The organism is Algoriphagus ratkowskyi, from assembly GCF_002150505.1.
Lineage (GTDB): Bacteria > Bacteroidota > Bacteroidia > Cytophagales > Cyclobacteriaceae > Algoriphagus > Algoriphagus ratkowskyi.
In genome coordinates, this window is sequence record NZ_MSSV01000014.1 from 37,385 (window position 1) to 58,019 (window position 20,635).

The 20,635-nt window shown below is 39.5% G+C and carries 21 protein-coding genes; 11 read left to right on the forward strand and 10 right to left on the reverse strand.

Going from position 1 to position 20,635, the window contains the following annotated elements; translation table 11 throughout:
- Positions 1-468: 468 nt before the first annotated feature.
- Positions 469-2,223 carry an aspartate--tRNA ligase gene (gene aspS, locus BVH02_RS14110; protein ID WP_086502105.1) on the reverse strand — a complete coding sequence of 585 codons (1,755 nt, stop codon included), beginning with the start codon at positions 2,221-2,223 and terminating at the stop codon, positions 469-471.
- Between the two features lie 321 nt (positions 2,224-2,544).
- Between aspS and BVH02_RS14115 the strand changes: the two genes are divergently transcribed.
- Positions 2,545-3,852 (forward strand): peptidoglycan DD-metalloendopeptidase family protein, encoded by a 1,308-nt coding sequence (locus tag BVH02_RS14115; RefSeq protein ID WP_086502106.1) that lies wholly within the window; start codon positions 2,545-2,547, stop codon positions 3,850-3,852.
- 357 nt (positions 3,853-4,209) lie between these two features.
- Positions 4,210-4,941 carry a 23S rRNA pseudouridine(2604) synthase RluF gene (gene rluF / locus BVH02_RS14120; protein WP_086502107.1) on the forward strand — a complete coding sequence of 244 codons (732 nt, stop codon included), beginning with the start codon at positions 4,210-4,212 and terminating at the stop codon, positions 4,939-4,941.
- A gap of 137 nt (positions 4,942-5,078) precedes the next feature.
- On the opposite strand, the gene BVH02_RS14125 is transcribed toward rluF, so the two are convergent.
- On the reverse strand, positions 5,079-5,552 hold the full coding sequence (locus tag BVH02_RS14125) for a YcxB family protein (protein ID WP_086502108.1): 474 nt from the start codon (positions 5,550-5,552) through the stop codon (positions 5,079-5,081).
- A gap of 149 nt (positions 5,553-5,701) precedes the next feature.
- Here BVH02_RS14125 and BVH02_RS14130 point away from each other — a divergent pair, with 149 nt between their 5' ends.
- On the forward strand, positions 5,702-5,929 hold the full coding sequence (locus tag BVH02_RS14130; protein WP_086502109.1) for a hypothetical protein: 228 nt from the start codon (positions 5,702-5,704) through the stop codon (positions 5,927-5,929).
- Here the strand turns inward: BVH02_RS14130 and BVH02_RS14135 are convergent.
- Positions 5,926-6,339 carry a Fur family transcriptional regulator gene (locus BVH02_RS14135; RefSeq protein ID WP_223271871.1) on the reverse strand — a complete coding sequence of 138 codons (414 nt, stop codon included), beginning with the start codon at positions 6,337-6,339 and terminating at the stop codon, positions 5,926-5,928. The two genes, BVH02_RS14130 and BVH02_RS14135, sit on opposite strands and share 4 nt — an antisense overlap.
- Before the next feature lie 283 nt (positions 6,340-6,622).
- The gene (locus BVH02_RS14140; RefSeq protein ID WP_086502110.1) at positions 6,623-9,139 is read right to left on the reverse strand and encodes a zinc-dependent metalloprotease; all 2,517 of its coding nucleotides are present in this window, start codon (positions 9,137-9,139) and stop codon (positions 6,623-6,625) included.
- A gap of 107 nt (positions 9,140-9,246) precedes the next feature.
- On the opposite strand from BVH02_RS14140, the gene BVH02_RS14145 reads away from it, so the two are divergent.
- The gene (locus BVH02_RS14145) at positions 9,247-10,362 is read left to right on the forward strand and encodes an NAD(P)/FAD-dependent oxidoreductase (protein ID WP_086502111.1); all 1,116 of its coding nucleotides are present in this window, start codon (positions 9,247-9,249) and stop codon (positions 10,360-10,362) included.
- Here BVH02_RS14145 and BVH02_RS14150 read toward each other — a convergent pair.
- The gene (locus BVH02_RS14150) at positions 10,359-11,288 is read right to left on the reverse strand and encodes a UbiA family prenyltransferase (protein ID WP_317045435.1); all 930 of its coding nucleotides are present in this window, start codon (positions 11,286-11,288) and stop codon (positions 10,359-10,361) included. The genes BVH02_RS14145 and BVH02_RS14150 overlap by 4 nt on opposite strands.
- A gap of 169 nt (positions 11,289-11,457) precedes the next feature.
- Here BVH02_RS14150 and BVH02_RS14155 point away from each other — a divergent pair, with 169 nt between their 5' ends.
- Genes BVH02_RS14155 through BVH02_RS14165 form a run of 3 tightly spaced genes read left to right on the forward strand, consistent with a single transcriptional unit; the run spans position 11,458 to position 14,127 of the window.
- On the forward strand, positions 11,458-12,537 hold the full coding sequence (locus BVH02_RS14155; RefSeq protein ID WP_086502112.1) for a type III polyketide synthase: 1,080 nt from the start codon (positions 11,458-11,460) through the stop codon (positions 12,535-12,537).
- Positions 12,534-13,241 carry a methyltransferase domain-containing protein gene (locus BVH02_RS14160; RefSeq protein ID WP_086502113.1) on the forward strand — a complete coding sequence of 236 codons (708 nt, stop codon included), beginning with the start codon at positions 12,534-12,536 and terminating at the stop codon, positions 13,239-13,241. Before BVH02_RS14155 ends, BVH02_RS14160 begins: the two co-directional genes overlap by 4 nt.
- A 22-nt stretch (positions 13,242-13,263) precedes the next feature.
- Positions 13,264-14,127 carry a mechanosensitive ion channel family protein gene (locus BVH02_RS14165; RefSeq protein ID WP_086502114.1) on the forward strand — a complete coding sequence of 288 codons (864 nt, stop codon included), beginning with the start codon at positions 13,264-13,266 and terminating at the stop codon, positions 14,125-14,127.
- Between the two features lie 40 nt (positions 14,128-14,167).
- On the opposite strand, the gene BVH02_RS14170 is transcribed toward BVH02_RS14165, so the two are convergent.
- Genes BVH02_RS14170 through BVH02_RS21580 form a run of 3 tightly spaced genes read right to left on the reverse strand, consistent with a single transcriptional unit; the run spans position 14,168 to position 15,928 of the window.
- Positions 14,168-14,845, reverse strand: coding sequence for a nitroreductase family protein (locus BVH02_RS14170; RefSeq protein WP_086502115.1), 678 nt, complete (start codon positions 14,843-14,845; stop codon positions 14,168-14,170).
- 56 nt (positions 14,846-14,901) lie between these two features.
- Positions 14,902-15,735, reverse strand: coding sequence for a hypothetical protein (locus BVH02_RS14175; RefSeq protein WP_143244220.1), 834 nt, complete (start codon positions 15,733-15,735; stop codon positions 14,902-14,904).
- 25 nt (positions 15,736-15,760) lie between these two features.
- Positions 15,761-15,928, reverse strand: a complete 168-nt coding sequence (locus tag BVH02_RS21580; RefSeq protein ID WP_169712845.1) for a hypothetical protein — start codon at positions 15,926-15,928, stop codon at positions 15,761-15,763.
- A gap of 111 nt (positions 15,929-16,039) precedes the next feature.
- Here BVH02_RS21580 and BVH02_RS14180 point away from each other — a divergent pair, with 111 nt between their 5' ends.
- The 4 genes from BVH02_RS14180 to BVH02_RS21585 are packed head-to-tail and all read left to right on the forward strand — an operon-like array spanning position 16,040 to position 19,698.
- Positions 16,040-17,800 (forward strand): MutS-related protein, encoded by a 1,761-nt coding sequence (locus BVH02_RS14180; RefSeq protein ID WP_086502117.1) that lies wholly within the window; start codon positions 16,040-16,042, stop codon positions 17,798-17,800.
- Between the two features lie 57 nt (positions 17,801-17,857).
- Positions 17,858-19,003 carry a 5-(carboxyamino)imidazole ribonucleotide synthase gene (locus tag BVH02_RS14185; RefSeq protein WP_086502118.1) on the forward strand — a complete coding sequence of 382 codons (1,146 nt, stop codon included), beginning with the start codon at positions 17,858-17,860 and terminating at the stop codon, positions 19,001-19,003.
- Complete coding sequence (gene purE / locus BVH02_RS14190) at positions 19,000-19,515, forward strand: 5-(carboxyamino)imidazole ribonucleotide mutase (RefSeq protein ID WP_086502119.1); 516 nt, start codon at positions 19,000-19,002, stop codon at positions 19,513-19,515. The genes BVH02_RS14185 and purE overlap by 4 nt, the downstream gene beginning before the upstream one ends.
- A gap of 39 nt (positions 19,516-19,554) precedes the next feature.
- The gene (locus tag BVH02_RS21585; protein WP_169712846.1) at positions 19,555-19,698 is read left to right on the forward strand and encodes a hypothetical protein; all 144 of its coding nucleotides are present in this window, start codon (positions 19,555-19,557) and stop codon (positions 19,696-19,698) included.
- On the opposite strand, the gene BVH02_RS14195 is transcribed toward BVH02_RS21585, so the two are convergent.
- Positions 19,695-20,150, reverse strand: coding sequence for a hypothetical protein (locus tag BVH02_RS14195; RefSeq protein ID WP_086502120.1), 456 nt, complete (start codon positions 20,148-20,150; stop codon positions 19,695-19,697). The two genes, BVH02_RS21585 and BVH02_RS14195, sit on opposite strands and share 4 nt — an antisense overlap.
- Positions 20,151-20,162: 12 nt before the next feature.
- Complete coding sequence (locus BVH02_RS14200) at positions 20,163-20,510, reverse strand: DUF3127 domain-containing protein (protein WP_086502121.1); 348 nt, start codon at positions 20,508-20,510, stop codon at positions 20,163-20,165.
- Between the last annotated feature and the right edge of the window lie 125 nt (positions 20,511-20,635).

Sequence of the window (20,635 nt, forward strand, 5' to 3'; positions counted from 1 at the left end):
GATAAGAGCCTTAGCCTCTCGAACAGCCTAGTATAGAAATAAGTTTGAATAGCGTATGCTAGTTGTTTACTTCTATATGAAGCCTCAAAATATAAACCCTGTGAATTTGGCATCCTAAATTCTTGAAACATTTTAAGGTTTATTATTATTTTATTTAATCTATGTAATTGCAATAACGAACAAAAACCAAGTTAGGATTTGAATAAACCTTGCGTCAAGCTTTCACATAGCTATTTCTGCCGACCTTTAGGTTATTATTCACGAGATTAATTAAAAGCCAAGACCATGTATGACTTATCCTATTTTGTGAGAGGCCTTATGTGTCCGATATCAAGGTGCATGATTTAGAATAAAGATTCAAAACCACGAGATCGAAGCATTTGAAATTGTCATAAAAAAAGGCTGTCTCATCTCTGAAACAGCCTTTACAATAAGGTTATTCGTTATCGGGAGAAAGATTTTTCGTCCCTACTTCTTAATAGCTAACTGAATAGATAACTCTTTCAATTGCTCGTCTGCAATGCTGCTTGGAGAATCGATCATCACGTCTCTTCCAGAGTTGTTTTTCGGGAAAGCGATGTAATCACGGATAGAATCAGATCCTCCGAAAATCGCACACAATCTATCAAACCCAAAAGCAATACCTCCGTGTGGTGGTGCTCCGTATTCAAAAGCTTCCATCAGAAATCCAAATTGCTTCTGTGCTTCTTCTTCTGTGAATCCGAGATGTTTGAACATTAATTGCTGAGTAGCACGGTCGTGAATACGAATAGAACCTCCACCGATCTCCACCCCGTTGATCACCAAATCGTAGGCATTTGCTCTTACAGCTCCGGGATCAGTATCCAAAAGTGCCATATCTTCCTTTTTAGGAGATGTAAATGGATGGTGCATCGCATGGAATCGTGAAGTCTCTTCATCCCACTCTAACAATGGAAAGTCCATCACCCAAAGTGGTTTGAATATGGTACGATCACGAAGCCCTAGCTCTTCACCCATTTTCAAACGAAGCTCTGAAAGTTGCTTTCGCACTTTATCAGCATCTCCGCTTAGGATCAGCATCAAGTCTCCCTGACTTGCTCCAAATGCATCTGCCCAATCCTGAAGATCATCTGCAGAATAAAATTTATCCACAGAAGATTTGATCGTACCGTCAGCATTGTATTTGGCATAGATCATGCCCTTAGCACCAATCTGAGGACGTTTTACCCATTCAGTCAATGCATCCAGTTGCTTACGCGTATATTCTGCAGCTCCTTTGGCACAAATCCCAACTACCAATTCTGCTCCATCAAAAATACTGAAACCTTTGCCTTGAGCCAACTCATTCAGCTCCACGAATTTCATATCAAAACGAAGGTCAGGCTTGTCGTTACCATAATATTTCATGGCATCGGCATAGGTCATACGCTTCACTTCTTCCAGCTCCACTCCTTTTACTTGGCTAAACAAGTGCTTAGTCAAGCCTTCAAATGTATTTAGAATATCCTCCTGAGTTACGAAAGACATTTCGCAGTCTATCTGAGTAAACTCAGGCTGACGATCTGCTCTCAAATCCTCATCACGGAAGCACTTTACGATCTGAAAATATCTATCAAAACCAGAAACCATCAGCAATTGCTTGAAGGTCTGTGGTGACTGTGGCAATGCATAGAATTCACCAGCATTTGTACGGCTAGGCACGACAAAGTCACGCGCTCCTTCTGGAGTTGACTTTATCAATACAGGCGTTTCCACCTCGATGAAGTCCTGCGCATCCATGTATTTGCGCGTCTCTTGCATCATTTTATGACGCAATTGAAGCTTTTCCCGGATCACATTTCTACGAAGATCCAAGTATCTATATTTCATCCGAAGCTCCTCGCCACCGTCTGTCTCATCTTCGATCTTAAATGGAGGTACTTTGGCGGCATTCAACACCTCAAGTGTTGTTACTTTGATTTCTATAGAACCAGTTGGGATCTTATCGTTTTTAGCACTTCGCTCAATTACTTTTCCAGTAGTCTGCACTACAAACTCACGTCCTAGCTCAGCCGCTTTTTCCAACAATGCTTTTTCGCTGGAATCCTCTTCAAAAATCAATTGGGTCATTCCGTATCGATCGCGAAGATCAACCCAGATTAAACCTCCTTTATTTCTCACTCGCTGTACCCAGCCGGCAAGAGTAACTTCTTGATTTACGTGATCCAGGCGTAGTTCGCCACAAGTATGCGTTCTCAGCATGTTTATTTCATTTTTTTGGAAGGTCAAAGATAAAGAAATGACCGTGAGTACACAGGAATCATTGAAGGATTAGCATTAATTTCAAGCATTTACTTCCATTTTTCACGGAAAAGCAATGAATTCTTCAAGAAAATTCAACTCAGGGGGATTCGTTAATAAACCTGACTTAAAAAATTTTTTATGAAATAATAGAAGAGTTCCATTCGTTGGTATGATAGTTGGAAAGAAAAGATCCAAAGGTTTTTACCCCAAAACTTGGAAAAAAAACCCATTTTCGCTTGATTAAGTTAAATTTATCCTCCCCCAAATAGTATTAGATTAATGAAAAAGATCTGGATAGGAATTGCTACACTTGTTATAACTGTTGGCGCAGCATCTTCACTCCAATTTTTCGACCTGCCTTTTCAAACTGAAAAGGAAGCAGCGATAGTTGAACCACCCTTGCTTGATTCCCTAGCAAGTCAAGTTTTCCTCTACGGAATCAACGTCACTGGGCTGAATATTGTAGAAGGTACCGTGAGTAAAAATCAAACTCTGGGTTCTATTCTTGCACCATTTAATGTGCCTTATCAGATAATCGATCAAATCGCCAAGAAGTCAAAGGAGATTTTCGACGTGAGAGGCATCGCAGCCAATAGGAAGTTTACCGTTGTCACTCCAGCTGATTCGTCCCAAGCAGCATATTTTATCTACGAGCCAAATTCAGCTGAATATGTAGTTTTTAATCTAGACTCTATCGACATTTATAAAGCAGAGAAACCAGCTGAATTTAGAACCAAAGAAGCTGGAGGAATTATAAACTCTAATCTTTCGGCTGACATGACTAGCCAGGGAGTTACTTACGACATCATTGACCAGTTTGCCGATTTGTATGGTTGGTCTATTGATTTTGGAGCCTTGCAAAAAGGCGATAAATACAAAGTCACTTATCAGGAGAAAGTAATAGATGGAGTAGTTGTCGGAGTTTCAGGTATTCAGACAGCCTATTTTGAACACAAAAGTGTACCATATTATGCGATTCCTTTTGAGCAAAATGGAGAAGTAACCTTCTTCGATCAAAATGGAGATAGCTTCAAAAAAGCATTTTTAAGAGATCCTCTCAAATACTCTAGAATTAGCTCTAGGTATAGTCTCAAAAGATTTCACCCTGTTCAGAAGCGTTACAAAGCTCACTTGGGTACTGACTACGCTGCACCGACTGGTACAGAAATTAGATCTGTAGGTGAAGGCACAGTCGTAGATGCTAAATACAGTTCTGCTAATGGCAATTATGTGAAGATCAAACACAATGGTACTTATACTACACAGTATTTGCACATGTCTAAAATAGCCAAAGGCCTCAAACCAGGCGCTCGCATCAGACAAGGCCAAGTAATTGGATATGTAGGTAGCACAGGCTTAGCAACCGGCCCGCACCTTTGCTTTAGATTCTGGAAGAATGGCAAGCAGGAAGATTGGCTGAGTGAGAAGATCCCTCCTTCCGAGCCAATTTCGTCAGCTAACAAATTAGCATTTGAGTCAACGAAAATTGAGTATATGGAAAGGCTAGCATTGATCAGACTTCCTGGTGAGCCAGAAATTTTGCTTGCAGAAACTCCAAAGCCATTGGCTCCAGCTAAAAGCGAGTAAGCTATAACGTAATTTATACAAAAGCGCAAGTCCTCGGATTTGCGCTTTTTTTGTTTTTAACCGTAAAGGCACGAAGGTTTCACAATGGTCATAGGTAAAATGTTTCAAGATGGACCAAATCAATTTTAACTAAAGATTTTAAATTTGTATTTCGCCCTTTCAAAGCTTATCTATCTGGATTATAAACTTTAACCCAGCCCTTCAGGCTGGCTCTTTTATTTTGAGCTTTCAGCCCAAGATTTAAAATTTAAGAATATCTGTGTTCTCTGCGGAAACTCTGTGTACTCAGCAGTTAATCAAAACAAAGTCTTCGATCTGTTTACGTAACTTGCAGCCCTAATCCATTTTCAATTTCCAGTGGAAGCAGATCAACAAATACGAATCAATAAATACCTAAGCGAAGTAGGCTTCTGCTCAAGACGAGCGGCTGACAAGCTGTTGGAAGAAGGCCGAATCACTATCAACGGCAAAGTCCCTGAGCTTGGCACAAAAGTAAACGCTACGGACATAGTTGCTGTAGATGGTGAAGCGGTCGGAAAACCAATCCAAGCACATACCTACATTGCTTTCAACAAGCCTGTAGGAATAGTAAGCACTACTGACGTCATAGGTGAAAAAGATAATATCATTGATTACATAGGACATCCACAACGAATTTTTCCAATTGGCAGATTAGATAAGGATAGTGAAGGATTAATATTTTTGACCAGCGAAGGTGATATAGTAAATAAGATCCTTCGCTCGAAAAACAATCACGAGAAAGAATACATCGTCAGGGTGGATAAGCCTGCAAATGATGAATTTTTGAATTTAATGAGCGCTGGAGTTCCTATCTTAGACACCATCACTAATCCTTGCAAAGTAGAGCGAATCAACAGATTTAAGTTCCGTATTATACTCACCCAAGGTTTGAATAGGCAGATCCGAAGAATGTGTGATCACTTTGGTTTCAAAGTAGTCGAATTGAAGCGCATCCGAATCATGAATGTGCATTTAGATATTCCGGTTGGAAAATGGCGTGATCTGACAGAGAAGGAACTGGCAGAAATTAATGAGCTGATCTCGGATAGTTCGAAGACATACGATTGAGGATTAAATAAGCTATAGGTAGGCCCTAAGGATCTTACATTATCTTTTTGAAAGGTCTATGTTCTAATCGCACAGCCACTCCAAAATGCAAAAAGCCACTCAAATCGGGAGGCTTTTACTATAGATTGAGGATATGCTTATTTAAGCAGCTCTTTTCGTTTAAGAATTGTTTCCATAAATTTTCGCTCATTATCAGAGTTAAAGATCCGGAATGGAAGATGAATAAACTGCGCTTTGGACATGTAAAGCACGTAGGAATCTTTACGTTTTTCAGCATTTTTGATCATGTTCCATTGCACAGGCATTCCTTGTTTGGAATTGATCTTCATCAATATTTGACGACTATCGATTTCATAAGCCATCTTATCGAAAATCACTTTATTCTGCTCCATCTGAGTAACTCCAGTAAACTGTATCGCCCAGAATAGAACATAAAGTGCGTAGGCTATCAATCCGCCAATGATCCACCAAATCGAAGGAATCCAAAAATAGCCACACATTATTACCAGTGCGATTGGAATCACCCACCACTGCTCTTTCAGCACATTGAGAAGAGCCATTTTAATATAAGTACCGGTTGGAAGTTGATATTTTTTTGTTTTTACAATCATCACATGTCTTTTTCAGAGCGCAAATATCCACCTATCCAAGGGAATTAGCAAGTCCACTTAAATCATATAAATGTTCTTTTCCAGAAACAAATCGGCATTACCATTGATTTAAATATTGTATTCAATTATCTTATCTCAAACTTTTAGCGATGAGCAGTCTTATAATCGATTTGATTCTGTGTGGATTGGCGTATGTCATCTTGATATATGTCATGGCCACTATGACCAAAAATTCCTTGCGAAAAGGTGGAAGTAGTGAGGATGATGGAGATGGTGGGATTGAAGATCTTACCCCTCCAAAGATTGATCTGCCACCAGGAGTTCAGTGGCCAAGTGATTCTCCAAAATCAAGAGTTCCGGAATCCATGGAAGTTTAATAACACTTATTGCACACACCTTGTACTAATAAACTCATTTCTTTCTTTTTGAATCCCTTCGGCAAGTTGATATTAGGAAGGGTGATAGCATCTAAGCAGGTTGTTTCTCCGCAGATTTCACATTTGAAATGAACATGCTCATGGTTGTGCACTTCGTCTTCATGTGAGCACAGTGCATACTTGGCTGAGCCACTATCATCGAGTACTTTATGTACTACATCTTTGTCCACAAATGTCTTCAGTGTACGGTATATCGTCACTCGGTCAAATTGACTATCCAGAGCATCTTCTAAGTCTGAATGTGCCAGCGCTACCTGCTTATCAAGAAATTCTTGAATAATTACTTGGCGACAGTCTGTGATGCGTAACTTATGACGTTGTAAAATCGAAAGAGGAGTTGACATGCTCATGGGGTTCAAGCAAAACTAATCAAAATTTGATTTTAAGTGCTATTCTCTCAGAACGGCACGGCGGCACAACGTTTTAAATTTGAATAGAAGCCTTCATAAGAAACTTCCCTTTTCGGTTTATAGATTTTAGCATAAATCCTTAAAAAAGCTTCAGGTAAAATTCTGAATTTTATGCCGCTAATAGAAGAAACGTCAGGGACTGTGCACTGCCGACAGCGGATTTTTCAAAATAAATGGGCACCAAATCTGGCGCCCATTTAAATTATCCTCTACTCTATAACCCTTACTTTGGATCTAGAATAACATTTACTCTTTCTAATGCATCTTCAAGGTGAAGCTTAGACATTCTGTCTGAAGTTCTTGAGATCGCAGATCTGATATCTCTTTGAAGTATTTTCAACTCACCTCTTGCTATCGGTCTGATGTCAGATTGCGAAGCATTGATCTGAGTGCCAGATCTTCTACCCGTAGCTGATGGCCCGTCATTGGTCATTAAGAATTCCAGACGCTCAATATAGGCTCTTTGCAAAGCTCTTCTATGCACATCTATCGTTCTACCTGCGGCAAGCTCAGACCAGATACCTTTTCTTAAGTCATCAAAAAGCTCAGTCATTTTGTAAGCGTCATTGCCGTTCAATGCTTCATTTTCGATTACTCGACCAAGTCTTCCAAGATCAAGAACTGAATTCAAAGTACCTGCTTGAACACCTCTAATTTTCTCCAATGCTCCAAAATCCTCGGTTCTAGCAAAGATATTATCTTGCATCATCCACTCAGGAGTGGTGAAAAGTTCCTTATTAAGGAATGTGATCGCAGACTTCTGGATTTCTTTTGACGTATGAGTATAGACTGGCAAATCCTGCCCTGTTGCTCTATACACCTCAGCAACACCACCTACATTGGTTTTCACATGACCCATGTATCTATTGAACTGCGTGATCACCTGACTGTACATTTCTCCCAAATCATCAAAATCCTTATATGGCTTATCTGTATCAGCTGTCCACTTCATAAGATTTGGCATGATACGCTTCAAGTTGGCAATGCCATATTCAGAAGCTTTCATTGAGTTGTCACCCAAATCTTCGCTTTGTGCAGTAGGGTCATAGCTATTGCCCTGTCGGCCGTATCTGTAAACTGGGTCACCTTGCTTTTCTAAGATCCACTTATCAAGTGTCATTAATTCGTCTTCAGGAGAAGTAGCATCAAGTATTGGTCTATAACCCCATGCGATCGAATACTTATCATATGGACCTACGTTAGGCATCAAGCTTACTCCTTCGTCACCTGGCTGAGCGATGTAGTTAAATCTCGCATAATCCATAATAGATGGAGCAGTTCCGTTTTCCTTAGTGAAAGCAGCATCTCTTAACTTCTCAACTGGATAAGCATGAGAAGAAGCGAAGTTATGTGGAAGACCTAGTGTGTGTCCTACTTCGTGAGAAGAGACAAACTGAACTAACCTGCCCATCACTTCATCCTTGAACTGAATACTTTGTGCATCTGGGTTGATAGCGGCAGTTTGGATGAAGAACCAATTCCTCAATAGATTCATCACGTTGTGATACCATCCGATGTCGGATTCCAAGATTTCACCTGATCGTGGATCAGATACGTGTGGGCCGTAGGCATTCTGAATGTCAGAAGCGAAATATCTAATTACAGAATACCTCGCATCTTCTGGACTCCATCCTGGATCCTCTTCTTTAGTAGGAGCTTCTTTGGCGATGATCGCATTTTTAAAACCTGCAGCTTCAAATGCAACTTGCCAATCATTCACACCTGCAATCAAGAAAGGAACCCACTGCTTTGGTGTAGCAGGATCGATGTAATAAACGATCTGCTTCTTAGGCTCTACTAATTCGCCGGCTTTGAACTTTGCAATATCCTCATCCTTCACCTCTAGTCTCCATCTGTCAAGGAATGTGCGGTTGGCAGCTTTCTGAGCATCTGAGCCATAATCGACCACAGATCTGCTAAACCAACCTACGCGCTGGTCACCCAAACGCTGCATCATTGGTTCCTTTGGAAGCAAAAGCATAGAAGAGTTCATCTCTAGTGTAATAGATCCAGTAGAATTATTTGAAGGCGGTTCGCTCGCGAGATAAGTCATCACATATCTCGCCTCAATGTTAATCGGATACGTATGAATATGTTCAATGTAGGACCTATCAGTGTCTAAGCGACTTACTTTATATTGTGTTCTTGGTCCTTTAGGAAGTCCTAAAGCTTGGACATCCTTTGCCCACAAATCTGTTACTTCTATCACTATTCCTGTAGAGTCTGTGCCTAGAGATTTGATGGCAAATTTCTGAAGTAATGGCTCCAAGTTAGAGTTCTTCACTGCAATTGCGATTGGTAGAGAATCTGCTGCAAAGTTGTTAACAGAGATAACCTTTAGATGGATATCATTGTTGTTCTTTTCCCATCTAAGCATCAATGTGTTAGTTCTCTCACCTCCATAGCCAAGTCCAGCTGCTGTTTTGGCGATAGTGGTTACCATCAACATGTCTCTACCTAAAAGAGAATCGGGAATCTCGTAGTAGTATTTATCTTCAATTTGGTGAACTTTGAAAAGGCCGTCTTTGGACTTTGCCTTAGCTGTGATAACATCTTTGTAAGGTTTTGGATCTGAATCATTACCTTTTGGTTTGGCAGGTGTTGCTGGAGTGGCAGTTTCTTTCTTGTCGTCTTTTTTCTTCTTTTTCTGAGCAAAAGAGTCCGTAGAATACAACATGACACCCATTACACCTACTACTAGAGTTAATCTTCTAAGTAATTTGGGTATGGTATTTCTCATAGTTATTATTTGGTTAAATATTTTCTAAACCGTGAATTTCCTGAAAGGATATTTAATGAGGTTTCATTTTTGATAAGTGGCTCATAAACAAATTTAAAGGCAAAAGTGTGAAGCATAAGTATGATATTGTAGTAATTGGAGGGGGCCTGGCCGGACTGATATCTGCCTTTTTGTTGGCCAAAAATGGGCAAAAAGTACTTTTGGTCGAAAAGAAGCACTTCCCATTTCATCGGGTTTGTGGAGAATATATTTCCAATGAAGTGCTTGATTTTTTGAAAAGAGAAAATCTGATCCCCTATCATTTTGAGCTTCCGCAGATATCTAGATTCCTGTTTTCTGATACCTATGGAAAAAGCGTCACAACTCCTTTAGGTTTAGGTGGTTTTGGGATAAGTCGCTATGTTCTGGACGACCATCTTTACCAGAAAGTAATGGAAAAGGGTGCTGAAGTAAAAACAGGAGTTCAGGTTGACACCATTTCATTTGACGAACAAGAGCAACTGTTCTATTTAGAATTAGCTGATGGGAAGGTTGTATCAGCGGATTATGTAATTGGTGCCTTCGGCAAAAGATCTAAATTGGACAAGGTACTGCAGCGTAGTTTTATACAGAAGAGGAGTCCTTATATAGGAGTGAAGTATCACATCAGAGCTGACTTCGATCGAAATACAGTTGCACTTTATAATTTCGAAGGTGGCTACTGTGGATTGAATGCAATCGAAGATGACAAAGTAAACCTCTGTTATTTGGGAGATCGCGAGCAGCTAAGAAAGTATGGTTCAATCGAGGCTATGGAGAAGGAGATTTTGTGGAAAAATCCTAGCCTAAAGCCATTTTTTATTGATAGCGATTTTCTCTTCGAAAAGCCTGAAGTGATCAACGAAATAAACTTTGAAAGAAAAGAACCTGTGGAAAACCATATTCTAATGGCAGGTGATTCTGCGGGTTTGATTACACCACTTTGCGGTAATGGAATGGCTATAGCTATCCAATCGGGGAAGCTGGCAGCTGAAACAATTTTAGCAGGAAAATCTAGATCAGAAATTGAATCAATCTATGCAGCTTCTTGGAAATCACTATTTGCGCAAAGACTTTCTCTTGGCAGAAATATTCAACGGCTATTCGGGGCCAAAAAAGCCTCGGTTTTAGCAAGAAGGATAATTCAATACGTTCCTTTTGCCGCAGACCAACTGATAAAAAATACCCACGGGAAACCCTTTTAATATCCTAAGGCCTGTAAAATCTGCGTGTTTTCCAGAAAGTAGTAAATGAAGAAAGCATTTAGCGAGAGTGCTGAAAAGTAGTTCATTCCCATTGCCCAATTATAATTGGCATATTTAGTAGGATTGAGGCGTATAAAGCTGAACCAAGTCAAGAAGTATAACATGATCGGAGTCATAGCCGCAAGAAATATCCAAAGCATATCTATTTGATTTCTATTTAGAAAAAACCACGCAAAGGCTGCTCCAGTGATCATAAAAACTACAGCAGAAAACAGGAAGGTTCCTTTGATCCCTAACACCAAACTCAAAGTTCTATCTCCTCGACGGCTATCTTCACCATGTTGATACACCTGTGTCAGCGGATAATTTCCCCATAACATTAAACTAGTCAAAAGCCCTGGAATGAATACGTGAGGTTTGAAAAGAACGTCCCAACTTAAATTGCTAATCCCAGCATAAGTCATAGCGAATGTGAAGTAACCCTGAAACAAGCCCGCAATAAACCAGCTCATCCATGGATACTTTTTGATGCGGATAGCAGGGTGAGAATACGCCATACTCACCAATCCATAGAGCAGAATCATGAGTGCAAAGCTAAAATTGATCGTTGCACCAATCCCAATTGCAATCAAGAAAAGTACTAGCGAAATCCAATAAAGGTCTTTGGTGACTTTTGGTGGATGTTTCAACCCGCCGATGCTTTCTTCATCCTTGTCAAAGTAGCTATTGTAGCCGTTACTCGATGGATAAAGAAAAAGATGTAATGCAATGAAGACCCATAAAATTCGAGATTCATTATGATTGGGAGTGAATGCAAGTGCAAAGAAAAACACAGGCATTAAAAATAGTGAAAAAGAAATCCGGAGGTGCTTAAGACTGGAAAGGGAGATCATAGCGTAATTGAGGGTTGGCTTATAACTTTTCATTGTAGTTATGGTTATTAAGCATTCCGCCAATTTAGAGATATTACGTTAACTTGATCAAATCAACTATGCAATGACTCAAACATTTTGGTATCTTTTTGAAAAATGAAAGTAATCTTCCTTCCTAAAAACTAAACATGATAGTGATTTCACCGTACCCAAAATCTTCTATATGAGCATTGGAATTGTAAGCATAGGTTTGGCAAATCCTGGAAATCCAATTGATCAATCTTCCATAGCCTGCTTTATGCAGAAGGCACATCAATTAAATGAGCTGGATTCTAGAAAATTGAGTTTTCTCTACAGAAAATCTGGAATTTCAACTAGACACAGTGTATTGCGTGATTTTGAGAAGTCTGACGCCAAGGACTTTTCATTTTTTCCAAGTACGAAAGATTTTGAACCCTTCCCCAGTACCAAGGCCAGAATGGAGGTTTTTCGGCAAACTGCGCCGCAACTGTGTGAAGAGGCAGTAAAAAATTGCCTATCTAAAACTGATGTCAATGCATCAGAAATCACCCATTTGATTTTGGTTTCTTGCACCGGAATGGTCGCTCCTGGGGTTGAGTTAGAATTAATGAGAATGTTGGACCTGGAGGATTCTGTGGAACGCTATTGCGTGCACTTTATGGGATGCTATGCTGCTTTTACGGGTTTGAAATTAGCGGATAAAATAGTGAAGGCAGAGCCAGATGCTAAAGTACTTATGGTATCTGTGGAGCTCTGTACCTTACATTTTCAGAAAGAATATGTGGAAGATAATATCCTTGCCAATTCACTTTTTGGAGATGGAGCTGCGGCGGCTTTGGTAATGAAGTCCGAATCTGGCTTAAAAATCAAATCTTACCTTAGTCAATTACTTCGTGAAGGAGAAAATGATATGGCTTGGGGAATCGGAGATTTCGGTTTTGAGATGCGACTGAGTAAGTATATTCCAACACTTTTAGATCAAGGAATCAATAAATTGAAGAGTAAGTTTGAAGAGAAATTCAAGTTATCCACAATAAACAACTTTGCTATACATCCCGGAGGGAAGCAGATTCTTCAGAAAGTTCAGGAAGCTTTTGACCTCCCCGCTTCAGCAAATATTCATGCGACAGCGGTGCTAAATCAGTTTGGAAATATGTCATCTGCAACTATTCTTTTTGTATTGGAGCGAATGATGCACGACGAAGCCATTCGAGGAGAAATTCTTTCAATGGGTTTTGGTCCAGGGCTTACATTAGAAACTTTACTTTTAGAAAAGGGATGAGCAAATTTGCGAAGCGAAGTGAGGAAAAAGAGTTGATGGATGACCTCAATTGCTCAGGGGAGGAACTTAATCAAACGCTACGAGAGCTTAAAACTATAAATCGCTGGTTGGGCGGCAACTATGTGACAACATCTGGATTGGAGAAAATTTTTAAACGTTATCCACAAGAATCCTATGCTGTGGCAGACATTGGATGTGGAGGCGGAGATATGATCCGGGTGATGCATGACTGGGCAAAAAGACAGAAAAAAGAGGTGAACTTTACAGGAATCGATGCAAACAGGAACATTATTGACCTCGCGGCGGTTAGATTAGCTGACTTGCCCAAAGTAGCCTGGAGAGCTCAAAATGTTTTCGACACTGGATTTTCATCCGAAAAAGTGGATATCTCTACGTGTACGCTATTTACACATCATTTTACAGATGGTGAATTAGTAAATCTTCTTCAGTCCCTTCGTGAAAAATCTCGACTTGGTATTGTGATTAATGACCTTCATCGACATCCATTGGCTTATTATAGTATTAAGTGGCTGACAGGGGTATTTAGTAAATCAAAGATGGTGCAAAATGACGCTGCCTTATCAGTATTGAGAAGCTTTTCGAGATCAGATTGGGAGAGAATAGCAAAGGCTGCTCAGCTTGACCATGTTGAGGTCAGCTGGCATTGGGCTTTCCGCTGGCGAGTGATCATTATATTTAAATAATCAACCAAAACAGTATTTTAAAATGGAAATTTCTCAGGAAACGGTAAATGCATTCTATGAACGCGCAATAGACTTGGCGTACTTAATTGTTCCAAGAATAATATTTGCCATAATTTTTTATTTCATAGGTAAATTCATTGTAAAAGCCCTACTGAAGGGATTTAAGAATCTTATGGAAAAAAGGGATACTAATCCATCTCTTAATGAATTTCTATTTGGGTTTATTAAAATAGTCTTATACATCACTTTATTCATGGGGGTGGCGAGTATTTTGGGAGCCCCATTAGGCTCCACAGTTGCAATATTTGGTGCAGCAGGCTTAGCTATAGGTCTTGCATTGCAAGGTTCTCTATCAAATTTTGCTGGAGGTATTCTGATTTTAGGTTTTAAACCGTTTGAAGTAGGAAATGTCATCATTGCACAGGGACATACTGGGACAGTTTCTAAAATACAGATTTTATATACGCACCTGATGACATTTGATAATTTAGAGGTCGTTATCCCAAATGGTAGTCTGGCTAATTCGGATATCGTGAACATGAGTACGCAAGCGACCAGGAGAACCGAACTTAAAGTTGGTGTAGCTTATGGAACAAATATTAAGGTGGCAAAGGAAATTTTGCTGAATATCTTTGAGAATGACCCACGTGCCTTAAAGGATCCTGCTCCTTTCGTAGCTCTTAAAAATTTTGGGGATAGCTCTTTGGATCTGATTGTTAGAGTTTGGGCTAAGTCGAGTGAATTATGGCCAATGCATTTTGACGGAATGGAGGCAATTAACACGGAATTTGAAAAGGCTGGAATTGAAATTCCATTCCCTCAACGTGTTGTTCATCAGATTAAGGAAAAGGCAGCTGAAGAAGAATTAAATTCTGAAGAGGTTTAACATCAGAAAAAAGGCGATCAAATGATCGCCTTTTTTGTGTTTAGAACTTTTTGATAATCTCATCAAGTGGTTTTCTATGAATATCAGGAACGTATGTTTCTGCTTTTGCATAGCCCACTGGGATCAGTAGATAAGGTTTCTCATTGAAAGGCCTTGCCAATATTTCACTTAAAAAATTCATTGGGCTTGGCGTATGTGTCACAGCTACTAAACCGGCCTGATGTATAGCTGCAATTAAAAATCCACAAGCTATTCCAACAGATTCATTCACATAATAATGCTGTACTTTTTCGCCATTTTCCATGCCATAGGATTGCTTGAACACTACAATTAAATAAGGAGCTTCTTCTAGAAAGGGCTTTTCCCAGGTAGTACCAAGCGGTTTCAAATCAGTTTTCCAGTTATCAGGCATTCGTGAAGAATAGCTGATTTTTTCCTCTTCTTCAGCTGCATCTCTGATCTTCTTTTTAATAGCGGGATTTGATATGAGGCAAAAAGTCCAAGGCTGCTTATGCGCACCCGAAGGCGCAGTGCTGGCAGTGAGGATGATTTTTTCCACTATTTCTATAGGCACTGGCCTTGGATCAAATTCTCTAACTGTTCTTCTTTGATCCATTTCCTGATAAAACTGCTCAGCACGTTGGATCATTTTTTCCTGACTGTGCTGAGGGCGTTCATATCGAACATGCGCAAAACCCTCAATTAATTTCTTTTCCATAAAAAAAAACGGCTACCTCGAAAGATAGCCGTTTAGATTTTATTTTTAGAAGGGAATTAGTCTAACGTTACTTCTTTAGATCCGCCAGGGTAAATAATTGTAGCCTTTTTATCACATGCGCCAGATCCATAATTTATAGATAAATCCATGCCGTTGTATTTGATTAATAAGATTCCTGAATTGGGGGTTGTTACACCTGAATCTATACAGCTTTTTGTGTATACTAAAGGATCAGTAGTAGCTCCTGTATAGGCCATTATCTCACGACTCATTCCTGAAACAGTGCCTTTGATCGAAGCTTCGTATCCTTGAGCGTTCAATTTAATAGATCGCTCCTGGTTGCTAGTTAAGGTCATAAAAGTATTGTCCGGCCAAGTAACTTTACCATTTTGAATAATTACTTCTAGGTTGATTGTGTTGGTTTCTATATTCACTCCTTTGTTTAAAAGTGTTCTGGTTCCTTCTACTTTCAAACCATCAACTTCATAGCCTTGAAAGGTAGTAGTAACTTTAGCTCCAGGAAATCCAATTTTACCTGTATAAGTCAAAAGCACGATACCTTTTCGTACGGTACCATTTGTATTAATACAGCTTGTTCCAAAGTCCATTGTGATAGTCTTTTTTGTCTCATCCAAAGTAACCTTGGCACCATCACAAAGTGATGAGGCAGGTATATTTGCATTTGTTCTTGCGCCGAGACCACTACTGCCTAATACTGTGAGTGTAATATTATCTAAATCTTCAAAGACCCTATTCACTAATGCTTGGTCATTGACCACAGACAGGTCAGGCTGAACAGAAGGTGTGTCATTAAATTTATCACAACTCGTTAAAATCATCGCGCTTATAAGTAGCAGCAATAGTAAAGAAGGATTAATTGTGTTTTTCATAGAATTAATAGTTGATGAGGGACTGTTATTTAGGTGATTTCTTAGAGGTATTAGCTGGTTTCTTGGTTTTTCCGCCTACACAGCCAATGTTTTGAGTAAAAGGGACGTCATCAGGAAGTATTCCCATGCCTGATGATAAATCCCACTCTTCAGCTGGCGCTGGATCATTCTTTTTAGTTTTATTCTTTTCCATTTCTTAGGTATTTAATCTTCAAACGTGAAAATCTCCTTTAAAATTTTACTCATAGGCAAGGATTGAGCCAATTAGATTTCAAAACATATACCAATCCTTATCTTTGGGACAATGAACGTATTTGATTTTGAAAATTCTGGTCTCGAAGAGAAACTTAAAACTGTAAAAAGTAAGGCAGGCTCCTTATCCTTTTTCAGATTGATAGTCTTCGTCGCAATGATAGGGTTGTTTGTATTGTCAGTTTCTGAAAACCTCCTTTTTTTGGTTGGATTCGTGATTTCAGTGGCTGCTTTTATTTCTCTAGTAAAAAAATACAATGATCAAAAAGACCAGGAGGCCATTTATTTGGCCTTGAATAAAATGAACCTCAGAACTGAAAAACGGATTGCTAGAAATCTAAAAGGCCTTGATTCTGGCATTGAATTTCAAGAGAAAACACATCCTTTTTCAAATGATCTGGATCTATTTGGAGATCATTCTCTATTTCAACTTTTGAATCACACGGTTTCTAAGAAGGGAAAAGAAAGCTTAGCAGCAAATATCAAATCTCAGTTTGATTTGGGCAAAGCAGAGACTTTGCGTACAGCTTCTGCTGAGTTGTCCACGAAACCAACATTCCTTCAGGCCATGGAAAGCATAGGGACGGCTTTTTATAATGAAGAAAATACAAACTCCGGTTGGATCAAGTGGTTGAATGAAGAGGACAAAAGCACGCTTTTGATTCCAATCTTTGCTTATATCGGTCCTCTCGGAGGTTTGACACTTGCTACCTTGATTTATTTAGGCGTTATACCTGCAGCCTATTTTGGGGTTTGGATTCTGATTGGGATGGTTTTTCTGGGGATGGTTTTTAAACCTTTAGTAAGGGCAGGTGAATCCATTCCTAGTAGAAATCAGTTGAAAACCTATCGCTATTGGCTAGGAGTTTTGGAACAGGAACAATTGCAATCACCCCTCCTAATGGAGATGCAGCAACCATTTCTTACCAAAGGGTTCAAAGCATCTACTCTTTTTGATCAGCTGGACAGTTTGGGACTCTGGGCCCAAAACAGGGTAAACCTGCTGTATATTCCTCTGAATTTATTCTTTTGGACAGATTTGTTTTTATACTTAAGATTAGCTTCCTGGAAGAAGAAACATGGAAATTTAGTTGCTAAAATTCCAGATCAACTAGTCGAGTGGGAAGTTATGATTTCTCTAGGGGCATTTGAGAAGGAAGTTGGAGGAAAAGGCAAAATCGTCTCTGTAGAAAAAGGATTGATAGGCAAGGCAGTTTCTCATCCCTTACTAAAACCAAGTATAGCTATTCCAAATGATTTCGAAATCGATATAAATAAGCAGTTAATTTTACTTACTGGGGCAAATATGAGCGGGAAAACAACCTTCATGCGAACGCTTGGAATTAATTGCGTGTTGGTAAATCTAGGATTGAGCCCCTTTGCACAGGAGTTCGGATTTAGTGGGTTTCAGCTTTATACCAGTATGCGGAATACGGATAATCTAGGGGAAAGCGTAAGTTCATTTTATGCAGAACTTAGCCGAATCAAGCAATTGATAGATAGAATAGAAAAGGGAGAAGAGATTTTCTTTCTATTAGATGAAATTCTGAAAGGAACAAATACCGAAGATCGCATAGCTGGGTCGGAAGCATTAATTAGGCAGGTCACCAACACTAGCGCTTTAGGAATCATAAGTACGCATGATATAGAACTTGCGGAACTAGAGAAAAGAATGAATACTTTAAAGAATTACAGTTTTCATTCCGAAATCCACGATCAAAATATTGATTTTGATTACAAAATAAAACGGGGAGCATGCCCGAGTTTTAATGCGCATAAACTGATGGAATTGATGGGAATTCGCTTTCAGTAGTAAGAAAGCAACGCAACTCTTTTCTCTCACTAGCAAATTTTTGAATTTAACAATACTATGTCAATACCATCGCAACCACTCATTTTGGGAGTCCTCGGAGGAGGTCAACTGGGTCGAATGCTTATACAGTCGGCAATCAATTACAATCAAGATATCCACATTCTTGATCCAGACCCAAATGCACCATGTAAAGATCTCAGCCAGCGTTTCACTGAGGGTTCACTGAAGGATTTCGACACAGTGTATGCTTTTGGACATAGCTGTGACGTTATTACAGTTGAGATAGAAAGTGTTAATACAGAAGCACTTGAGAAATTGCAGCGTGAAGGGAAGAAAGTTTATCCACAGCCACATATTTTAAGTTTAATAAAAGACAAAAGAAAACAAAAACAGTTTTATCAATTGCATGGTATCCCAACAGCTGATTTTATATTAACAGAAAACAAAGTTGAAGTCATCCATAATTCTGATTTCCTTCCAGCTGTAAATAAATTGGGTAAAGAAGGTTACGATGGACGTGGTGTTCAAGTATTGAGAACTACTGCCGATCTGGATAAAGCATTTGATGCACCTGGTCTTTTGGAGAAGTTAATTGACTTCGATAAGGAGATTGCAGTGACAGTAGTAAGAAATGAATCTGGGGAATTGATAGCTTATCCAGCGGTAGAATGTGCTTTTCATCCTACAGCCAATTTGGTAGAATTCCTTTTTGCTCCTGCTGAAATCAGTAAAGAAGTCGCAAAAAAAGCTGAGGAAATCGCTAAGGATGTGATTCTTAAATTGGGAATGGTAGGGATCCTTGCTGTAGAAATGTTTGTGACGAAAGATGGGGAAGTATTGGTCAATGAGGTAGCTCCACGACCACATAATAGTGGACATCATACGATAGAAGCAAACTTCACCTCCCAGTTTGAGCAACATTTACGTGCGGTAATGAATTGGCCTCTAGGCAATCCAGATTTGAGATGCCCAGCAGCAATGATTAATTTGCTGGGAGAAGATGGTTTTACTGGGCCAGTTTTGATAGAAGGTCAAGATCAAGCATTGGCTGAAAAGGGTGTATATATCCATATGTACGGAAAGAAAATCACCAAACCATTTAGGAAAATGGGACATGTAACTATTCTAGCTGATACAACAGAAGGATTAAAAGAAAAAGCACAACGAATCAAAGAGTTAATTAAAATCAAAGCGGAACAATGAATCTACAGGTAGGTATAATTATGGGAAGTCAGTCAGATCTCCCAATCATGGCCGAAGCAGCACAAATGCTTGAAGAATTGGGCGTGAATTATGAACTGACGGTAGTTTCTGCACATCGAACTCCACAGCGGATGATTGATTACGCACAGTCGGCTCGAGAGCGAGGAATTAAAGTAATAGTAGCGGGAGCTGGAGGAGCGGCACATTTGCCTGGGATGGTAGCTTCAATGACGAGTTTGCCTGTAATTGGTGTTCCTATTAAAAGTTCTAATTCCATCGATGGCTGGGATAGTATTCTATCGATTTTACAGATGCCTGGAGGTATTCCTGTTGCTACGGTAGCATTGAATGGTGGGAAAAATGCGGGCATTCTTGCAGCGTCCATTGTTGGTGCTTTCGATGCTAGAGTAGGTGAAAATCTAGATGCTTATAAAAACACTTTGAAAGAAAAGGTGGAGGAATCTGCGGCTTTGATAGAAGCTAAAGGCTGGAAAGAAATTCTTAAGAAATAGTAAAAATGCGGCTGAGAAGCCGCATTTTAAATTACTACCATGAATTGGAAAAAGATTATTCGATTTAAAGTTGGGGAAGTTCCTTGGGAAGTGCCCTTGAATATTTTAGTCCTTATGGGCGTGATTACACTGATATTAATGAGTGTTGGGGCCTATCTTGGCTTCCAATTTGGAAGTGGTTAATCTGTAAAGATTCCCCAACCATCATCATTTTTCTCTTCTGAATCAAAGCACTTTGTCCACTCAATAAATAGCAAGCGATATTCCTCTATAGATTCTCTTAGTAGCTCCAAATGCTCTTCTGCATGGGTTTCTTCTATTCCTAGCTGATAAGTCATGGTTTGGAGACTTTTAGCATGAACTTTAATGACTACTGCCTTCTCCATTTTCAAAACATAGTCAGAAATACTTTCAGCACCAGCAAATTTGGCACTCATGATCATCGCGTCTTCCATCATAATATTGCCGTAAAGCTCTTTTCTGGCTTCATCTAGGCTTCCAACTAAGGCACGAGTCAACCGAAAGACATCCTTAGCCTTTTTCATCAATGGGTGCTTGTAGATATTTTCATGCTCATTGGGCACATCGAATTCATCATCATCGTCCCAATCCGCGTCATCGTCATCGTCCCACATGGCAAAGGAGTTTTAGAAAGGTAGTTTATCTTCTTCGCCTTCAGAATGAAAGGAGTCCATCTCAGGCATAGCTGTAGATGCAGCAGCTCTTCCGCCACTTTGCTCTACTTTGAAAGCCTTAACTTCAGTGTACCAGCGACCGTTATATTCTCTGCTTTCCACATCTATACTTAAAGTTACATTTTCACCTTCATTGATAGAAAACTGATCGATTTTATCCCCCCATATTGACACACAAACCTTTTTAGGATATTGTCCTCCTGTTTCTAGGATAAATTCCTGCTTTCTCCAGGCATTGCCACTTTTTGAATTCCCACCTACTTCGGGTAGTTTTTGGATTACTTTTCCACTTAATTCCATTGTCGTATTTTTTAATTTCTATCTATGCGAAGATAGACATTGCGGTGGAAATCTTCTGTTAGAATAGCTGCAAATTACTTCGCTGTAATAGCTGCCTTTAACATTTTTTGGCATAAACATTGGGC